The organism is Sedimentibacter sp. B4, from assembly GCF_000309315.1.
GTDB lineage: Bacteria > Bacillota > Clostridia > Tissierellales > Sedimentibacteraceae > Sedimentibacter > Sedimentibacter saalensis.
This window is the reverse complement of the sequence record NZ_CANG01000042.1, coordinates 1-5,130: the sequence shown is the minus strand read 5'-3', so window position 1 is coordinate 5,130 and position 5,130 is coordinate 1. Positions and strand designations below refer to the sequence as shown.

At 36.8% G+C, this 5,130-nt stretch carries 6 protein-coding genes; 4 read left to right on the top strand and 2 right to left on the bottom strand.

Annotated features, from left to right (window positions below; translation table 11 throughout):
• Together asnA and BN358_RS08685 are read right to left on the bottom strand one after the other, a co-directional pair.
• A partial coding sequence (gene asnA, locus BN358_RS08690) for an aspartate--ammonia ligase (RefSeq protein WP_019228850.1) occupies positions 1-971 on the bottom strand: 971 nt, incomplete at its 3' end.
• Between the two features lie 15 nt (positions 972-986).
• Positions 987-2,192 carry a sugar MFS transporter gene (locus BN358_RS08685; protein ID WP_019228849.1) on the bottom strand — a complete coding sequence of 402 codons (1,206 nt, stop codon included), beginning with the start codon at positions 2,190-2,192 and terminating at the stop codon, positions 987-989.
• An 85-nt stretch (positions 2,193-2,277) separates the two neighbouring features.
• On the opposite strand from BN358_RS08685, the gene BN358_RS08680 reads away from it, so the two are divergent.
• The 4 genes from BN358_RS08680 to BN358_RS08665 all read left to right on the top strand — a co-directional run.
• Positions 2,278-2,829, top strand: coding sequence for a GNAT family N-acetyltransferase (locus BN358_RS08680; protein ID WP_019228848.1), 552 nt, complete (start codon positions 2,278-2,280; stop codon positions 2,827-2,829).
• A gap of 338 nt (positions 2,830-3,167) precedes the next feature.
• Complete coding sequence (locus BN358_RS08675; RefSeq protein ID WP_019228847.1) at positions 3,168-3,800, top strand: cyclodeaminase/cyclohydrolase family protein; 633 nt, start codon at positions 3,168-3,170, stop codon at positions 3,798-3,800.
• Between the two features lie 15 nt (positions 3,801-3,815).
• Complete coding sequence (locus tag BN358_RS08670; RefSeq protein ID WP_019228846.1) at positions 3,816-4,676, top strand: bifunctional 5,10-methylenetetrahydrofolate dehydrogenase/5,10-methenyltetrahydrofolate cyclohydrolase; 861 nt, start codon at positions 3,816-3,818, stop codon at positions 4,674-4,676.
• Between the two features lie 11 nt (positions 4,677-4,687).
• A partial coding sequence (locus BN358_RS08665; protein ID WP_019228845.1) for a low specificity L-threonine aldolase occupies positions 4,688-5,130 on the top strand: 443 nt, incomplete at its 3' end.

The following is a 5,130-nucleotide window of genomic DNA, read 5'->3' as shown; positions in this document are numbered from 1 at the left end:
TTTTCAGGCCATACAGATGACTGAACTTCACCTATGTGGGCCTTCTGAAGGAAGAACATGCATATTCTTGACTGTCCGATACCGCCGCCAATGGTAAAAGGAACTCTCTCATTGATGACATCCTGATGGAACGGAAATTTAGACTTGTGCATTTGGTCTCTTTCTTCAAGCTGAGAAAGAAGGGCATCTTTGTCAACTCTTATTCCCATTGATGAAAGCTCAAGGGCAATGTCGAGAGTTGAGAAATAAAACAATATGTCGCCGTTTAATGACCAGTCGTCATAGTCGGCTGCACGACCGTCATGTATTTTTCCGTCAGACAGTTTTTTTCCAACTTCCATTAAAAATACAGCTTTCTTTTCTTTTGTAATCAGGTATTCTCTTTCCTTTGGAGTTTTGTCCGGATAAAGGTCAAGAAGTTCCTGGGTAGTTATAAAATGAATTTCTGAAGGAAGTTCATTCCTCAAGAACGGATACAAACTTTCAAGGTATTTTTCTGTAGATCTGAAAACATTGTAAATCTGGGTAACAACATACTTGAGGGTATCTTTGCTGCGGTCAGTTTTCTTTATGATTTTTTCCCAGTCCCATTGGTCAACATAAATAGAATGGATATTATCCAAATCTTCATCACGTCTGATGGCATTCATGTCTGTGTAAAGCCCTGTATATGTGTCAAAGCGGTAGCTTCCCAAAGCATTTCTTTTCCATTTTGCAAGGGACTGTACTATTTCAACATCATACTTTGTATCAAGCATATCGAAGCGAACTGCTCTTTCAATGCCGTTCAGGTCATCGTTAAGTCCTGATTCAGGTCGCACCATAAGCGGTGCGGATACTCTTATGAGTGACAGGTTTTTTGAAAGCTCGCCTTCAAAAAAATCTTTGATTTTTTTGATTGCAATTTGAGTTTCCAGCAGTGAAAGTTTACTGGTGTAGTTTTCTGGAATTATAAGGTTTTCTAAAGACATATTTCCTCCGATTTTCTATATATAATTTTCATTTTTAACTTTTTTGTTTATTAATATGAGCATTGTCAAACATCCTATCATAGAAACAGGTGCGACGTAAAATGCAGCGTATGTTCCAAGCAAATCATTTAAATATCCTGTCAGGTTAAATATGATAACATATAAAATGTTGCTTAATGTCACTGAGTAACCAATGGCCATAGATGATTTCTGTTTAAATATGGAATTGATTATGACCATCATTGTAGGGAATGTTATTGAAATAAAAAATCCAGACATGGCGATGAGCATAATTCCTTCACTTTTTAATTTAAGACCTGCCAAAATACACACGGCACCTGCAAACAAAAACATCTGCAGCCCCTTTGAATCTCCTATTTTATTCACTATGAACCCGCCTAAAAGCCTTCCCATAGCAAACATCAGAAAAAATATTGAAGCATACTTTGCTGCTGCTGCAGGATCAAGACTGTAAGAGCTTCTTATGTAGCTTATAAACCATGTATTAATAACAGCTTCTGTCACCAGTCCAAATGTTATGGCAAACATGAACATGTATATCAATGGCTCCTTGTACATTTTGTTTTTCATTGGTGAATCTTCGCTTTTTATTACCTTGATGCTTGGTGTTTTTACAATCAAACTTAATATTACCGATACAACATAGAATATCCCCAGGAACAGATATATTCTCCTCCATTCCACTCCTTGTGTAAGAAAGTTTCCATAGGCATTTTGTCCTGCAAAGCTTCCCAGACCGTATGTAAAATGGGTTATGTTCATCAATATGGATTCAAATCCTATTGACAAAACAGGAACCATGGAGTCTACTCCCACGGATATGGCTGAACGCCCGATTCCGAATATGAAATTGAAAAGTCCAAGCATAAATATGTTTGAAGTAAAAGGTGCAATTAATACACCTATGGTTGATAAGACCGAACCTGTTATGTACACAAATTTATGTCCGAATTTCTCACAAAAATATCCTCCCAGAAAACTTCCTATTACACACCCCACAGTGTTCAGCGAAAGCACAAGGCTTAATTCAGCATTGGTTATTTTGAATTCTTCAAGATAAAACGGAACAAAGTTTCCTTTGGAACTTTCAAAAAGAGCCATGATGAAGTACAAATAAAATAATGTGAATATCAGAAATATATTTTTTCTTTTGATTTTTTCACACCCCCTGAAGTCAGCTATAATAATGTATACTATCACAAATAAAATGCTTAGTAAAGCAAAATAAGTTGACTTATGAGCAGATGAAATATAAAATTGTAATAGTCTTAAGGGGAGTGATTTAATGTTTAAACAGACGCGATATGAAACGGAAAGACTATACTTGAAAATTTTAAAACCTGTATACGGCAGAGAGATTCTTGAATATTACAAAAGGAATCATAATTTCTTAAGTGAATGGGAACCAAAAAGAACTAGAGATTTTTATACCCTTTCATATCATAAAAGACAGCTTAACTATGAATACAACATGTTTAAGAACAACAGCCTTGTGCGCTTCTGGATTATAAAAAAAGAAGACAATAAAATCATAGGCAATGTTTGCTACAGCAATATTATAATGGGAAATTTCAAATCTTGTTTTTTGGGATACAAATTAGATAAGGATGAAATAAACAAGGGATATATGACAGAAGCAATAGAAAAGACAGTTCAAATAATGTTTGACGATTTCGGACTCCACAGAATAGAAGTCAATGTGGTGCCAAGGAATCAGAGGTCGTTGAAAGTCATGGAAAAACTTAAATTTGAACAGGAAGGATTTTCAAAACGCTATCTTGAAATAAACGGGGTGTGGGAAGACCACATTCATTTTGCTGTGTACAACGATAAATAGCTTTCCACTAATCGTATGGACGGATTTTGTGTCCAGCTGTTTATTAATTCAATAAATATCCGGGATTTCTGATTCACCGCTATATGTTAATTAAATAGTTCGTAGGGGCGGATCTTGTGTCCGCACGTGTGTTATTAATTCAATAATATTGTTATATTCGGGGGGACGGCAGTCCTACCCTACATTATTGAAAAAAATTGTTATCAACTGAATGGCACGATAGTGCTGTTTTTTGTTATAAAAAGAATAACTGTTCATGATTTATGATGACTTTTTAAAAATGCTATATTATAATAAAATGGTAATGATATTTGTGTATTATATATTAGCGAGGTGATATGGTGTTAACTGAATTGTCATGCAGAAATTTTGCAGCAGAGCTTGCAGCAAAAAAACCTGTTCCAGGGGGAGGGGGAGCTGCAGCACTTGCAGGAGCCTTAGGGGCTGCCCTTAATTCAATGGTTGTAAACTATTCCGTTGGTAAGAAGAAATTGCTGCAGTTTGAAGAACAGCACATGGACATTTTAAGAAGAGCAGAGGTATTAAGAAACAAACTGCTGGATCTGGTGGAAAAAGATGCAAAGAGCTTTGAACCTTTGTCAAGAGCATATATCATGCCAAAAGAAACAGAGCAGGAACAAAAAATAAAGGAAGAAACTCTTCAGAAGTGCCTCAAAGAAGCATGTGAAGCACCTTTGGAAACATTGAAGCTATCATATGAAGGAATACTTCTTCATGAAGAGCTCATAGAAATTTGTACGAAGACAATAGTAAGCGATGTGGGAGTTGGTATACAGTGTTTGAAGGCTGCCATAAACAGCGCGTATCTGAATGTACTCATAAACCTGAATTCCATAACAGATGAAGAATATGTTAAAAACAATCTGGAAAGTTCAAAAAAACTTCTCAAGGATGGCAATGAAAAAGCCGATGAGGTTTATGAAAGGGTAATTGAAATATTGAGCAATTAATTATAGGAGAATAATATGGGACTATTAGCAAAAGGAAAGCCCGTTGCAGATAAAATAACAGAAGAAGTTAAAAAAGAAGTGGAACAGTTCAAGGGAAAAAACATTTTTCCAAAACTTAAAATCGTAAGAGTTGGCGAAAGAGAAGACGACTTGTCTTACGAAAGAGCAGCTGTTAAAAGAATGAATTCCTGCAAAATAGAATGCGAGGTTCTAGAACTCTCTGCAGATATAAGACAGGATGATTTTGCACAGGAATTAAAAAAGGTTGACGGTGATGAAACTGTACATGGAATACTATTGTTCAGACCTCTTCCAAAACAAATAAATGAAAATGATGTTAAATTTATTATAAGTCCTGAAAAGGACATTGACTGCTTCAACCCAATTAATGTGGCAAAGGTTATGGAAGGTGATGAAACAGGATTTCCTCCATGTACACCTACTGCAGCAATTGAAATTCTTAAGCACTACAATGTTCCCTTGAAAGGCAAAAATGCTGTAGTTCTTGGAAGATCCATGGTTGTAGGAAAGCCTGCTGCCATGCTTTTATTGAAAGAAAATGCATCAGTTACCATATGCCATTCAAAGACAGAAAATTTGCCTGAGGTTGCTGCAAAGGCGGACATTTTAATTGCAGCCATAGGAAAATCAAACATGGTAACATCTGATTTTGTAAAAGAAGGGGCAGCAGTAATTGATGTTGGCATCAACGTCGACAGCCAAGGAAACATGACAGGTGATGTAAACACAACAGATTGCATTGAAAAGTGCGGACTCATAACACCGGTACCTGCAGGAGTGGGTTCTGTAACAACAGCTGTACTGGCAAAGCACGTTGTGAAAGCATGCAGACAAATAAACAATAATATAGAATAGAGGATGATAAAATGAAATTTATTGATTTGAGAAGCGATACTGTAACAATGCCAACAGATGAAATGAGACAGGCAATGGCAAATGCCGAGGTCGGTGACGATGTTTACGGGGACGATCCAACAATAAACAAGCTTGAAAAACTGGCAGCTGAAAAAGTTGGCAAGGAAGCGGCAATCTTTGTTCCAAGCGGAACTTTTGGAAATCAGCTTGCTCTTTTCACTCATGCAAGAAGAGGACAGGAAGTCATTATAGGTAAAAACAACCACATTGTTGTTCATGAAGTAGGAGCTTCTGCAGTAATAGCAGGTGTCCAGCTTCGTACTCTTGAAACTCAAAATGGAGCCATGAATCCCCAGGACGTGGAAAAAGCAATAAGAGTCGATGACATACATGAACCTGAAACAGGACTCATATGCGTGGAAAATGCTCATGGCTGCGGGGCTGTTGTTCCTCT

Excerpts from the sequence above, each read along its gene's own strand:
- BN358_RS08680 (WP_019228848.1), top strand. The coding sequence starts at position 2,278 with ATGTTTAAACAGACGCGATATGAAACGGAAAGACTATACTTGAAAATT.
- BN358_RS08675 (WP_019228847.1), top strand. The coding sequence starts at position 3,168 with ATGGTGTTAACTGAATTGTCATGCAGAAATTTTGCAGCAGAGCTTGCA.
- BN358_RS08670 (WP_019228846.1), top strand. The coding sequence starts at position 3,816 with ATGGGACTATTAGCAAAAGGAAAGCCCGTTGCAGATAAAATAACAGAA.